This window comes from Streptomyces sp. M2CJ-2, from assembly GCF_016757295.1.
Lineage (GTDB): Bacteria > Actinomycetota > Actinomycetes > Streptomycetales > Streptomycetaceae > Streptomyces.
This window is the reverse complement of the sequence record NZ_JAESIF010000201.1, coordinates 1-1,982: the sequence shown is the minus strand read 5'-3', so window position 1 is coordinate 1,982 and position 1,982 is coordinate 1. Positions and strand designations below refer to the sequence as shown.

The following is a 1,982-nucleotide window of genomic DNA, read 5'->3' as shown; positions in this document are numbered from 1 at the left end:
CCCCTTCTAGCCCCCCAGGAGCCGCTGTGATCAAGGTCGTACGGGGCCATCCCACCCCGGAGGAGCTCGCCGCCGCCCTGGCGGTGGTCCGCATCCGCGTCGCGGCGGCGTCCGCCACGCCGTCCGGCGCGGACGCCCCCCGCGACTCCTGGTCCGACCCGTCCCGCATCGCCGCCCGGCACCTGCCCCAGCCGGGACCGACGGCCTGGTCACGGACGTACTGGCCGGGCGGGTAGGACTGTCCGACGCGCCGGTCGGCGGTGACGCCCGGGGAAGTTGAGTACGCGTACTCAGGCACCCCGGGCGTCACCGCCGGAGCATGGAGGACATGCTGTGGTCCGACCCCGAGAACGAGCCGCCCAAGGAACTGCGTGACACGCAGGACATGTTGCGGCGGCTGGGCGTTCTCATGGCATTGGCCATGGTGCTCGCGATGCTCGTGATCGGGGTGAGGTGAGGCATCCGGCCCACGCCGATACGCTGACCGCATGACAGATCAGCCCCGCCGCCGGCTCGTGCTCGCCTCCCAGTCCCCCGCCCGGCTCGGGCTGCTCCGCCAAGCCGGACTCGACCCCGAGGTGGTCGTCAGCGGTGTCGACGAGGACGCCGTCACCGCACCCACCCCGGCCGAACTGGCACTCGCCCTCGCCGAGGCGAAGGCCTCCGTCGTCGCCGCGAAGCCCGAGGTCAAGGGCGCGCTGGTGATCGGCTGCGACTCGGTGCTCGAACTGGACGGCCGGGCCCTCGGCAAGCCGAGGGACGCCGAGGAGGCCACCGCTCGCTGGAAGGCGATGCGGGGCCGTGCGGGCATCCTCCAGACCGGTCACTGCGTCTACGACACCCTCGCCGAGGGCAGGCGGTACGCCTCCGCCACCGCGTCCACCGTGGTCCGTTTCGGCGAACCCACGGACGAGGAGATCGCCGCCTACGTCGCGTCCGGCGAGCCGCTCCGGGTGGCGGGGGCGTTCACCCTGGACGGCCGCTCGGCCCCGTTCATCGACGGCATCGACGGCGACCACGGGAACGTCATCGGGATCAGTCTGCCGCTGGTGCGGCGCCTGCTGGCCGAGCTGGGCGTCGGCATCACGGAGCTGTGGGCGCCGCCGGAGGCGTGACCGGGGCCCCGCCGGCACCGCCGGGCGCGGGGCCGGCGGTGCCGGCGGGCGCGCCCGGGCGGTCGTGCGTCATCAGCAGCAGGACGACGAGGCCCAGCACCACCACCGTGTACAGGAAGGCGGGCGGGCCGACCAGGCTCCACCCGAATGCGCCGAGCAGCGCGTGCACCACGGCGGCGCTGATCAGCAGTACCCTGCCCGGCCCGGCGGGCGCGCGGTCGCGCAGGGCGACCAGCAGCGCGACGAGGCCGCACAGCGCGAAGTAGAGCCCGAAGACGACGCCGCCGGTCTTCGAGGACACCGACATCAGGTGCGGGTCGAGGCCGGCCAGGGACATGTGCTGCCGGTCGACGACGACTCCGAGGAACCAGTTCACCGCCCCGATGCCGAGCGCCTCGACGAAGAGCACGAGTGCCACGATCCACGCCACCGGTCTGCGGACCACCGGCCCCCACCCACTTTCGAGCACGACTGTGGTTACCCCGAGTACGTTCGAGACAGCGCGAACGTTACTGGCAGGTAAAGCCGGGGACAAGGGTCCCGCGAGGGGCAGAGAACCATTGGGCCATTCGTAGGGACTCGACAAAAAAACGTAGTGGGCCGCAGCACGCTCTCACAGAGACCTTGACCACATGAGAAGGCTAGGGTTTCCCGGAGGAGTCTTGCGTACCAAGGTGCGACATGGGATTTCGCGGGTCGAGCGAGCCTCGGATCACGCTCCGTGTGGGCAAGCTCACCCATGGGGACGGGTCGTAGTGCCGTGTCGGCAGTCCCTAAACTCGGCTTGTTTCAAGGAGGGAGCCTCAATCGTGCGCAAGGTGCTCATCGCCAACCGTGGCGAAATCGCTGTCCGCGTGGCCCGGGCCT

General features: G+C 71.1%; 4 protein-coding genes. 3 read left to right on the top strand and 1 reads right to left on the bottom strand.

The genetic code is table 11. From position 1 onward, the window contains the following. Nucleotides 1-26: 26 nt before the first annotated feature. From JL475_RS38745 to JL475_RS38735, 3 genes are all read left to right on the top strand, one after another. The gene (locus JL475_RS38745) at nt 27-236 is read left to right on the top strand and encodes an acyl-CoA carboxylase subunit epsilon (protein WP_202282885.1); all 210 of its coding nucleotides are present in this window, start codon (nt 27-29) and stop codon (nt 234-236) included. A gap of 92 nt (nt 237-328) precedes the next feature. Continuing rightward, complete coding sequence (gene mmpB, locus JL475_RS38740; RefSeq protein ID WP_106979509.1) at nt 329-457, top strand: morphogenic membrane protein MmpB; 129 nt, start codon at nt 329-331, stop codon at nt 455-457. Between the two features lie 31 nt (nt 458-488). Beyond that, nucleotides 489-1,115, top strand: coding sequence for a nucleoside triphosphate pyrophosphatase (locus JL475_RS38735; protein ID WP_202282884.1), 627 nt, complete (start codon nt 489-491; stop codon nt 1,113-1,115). On the opposite strand, the gene JL475_RS38730 is transcribed toward JL475_RS38735, so the two are convergent. Continuing rightward, nucleotides 1,084-1,560 carry a hypothetical protein gene (locus JL475_RS38730; protein ID WP_202282883.1) on the bottom strand — a complete coding sequence of 159 codons (477 nt, stop codon included), beginning with the start codon at nt 1,558-1,560 and terminating at the stop codon, nt 1,084-1,086. The genes JL475_RS38735 and JL475_RS38730 overlap by 32 nt on opposite strands. Nucleotides 1,561-1,982 lie beyond the last annotated feature (422 nt).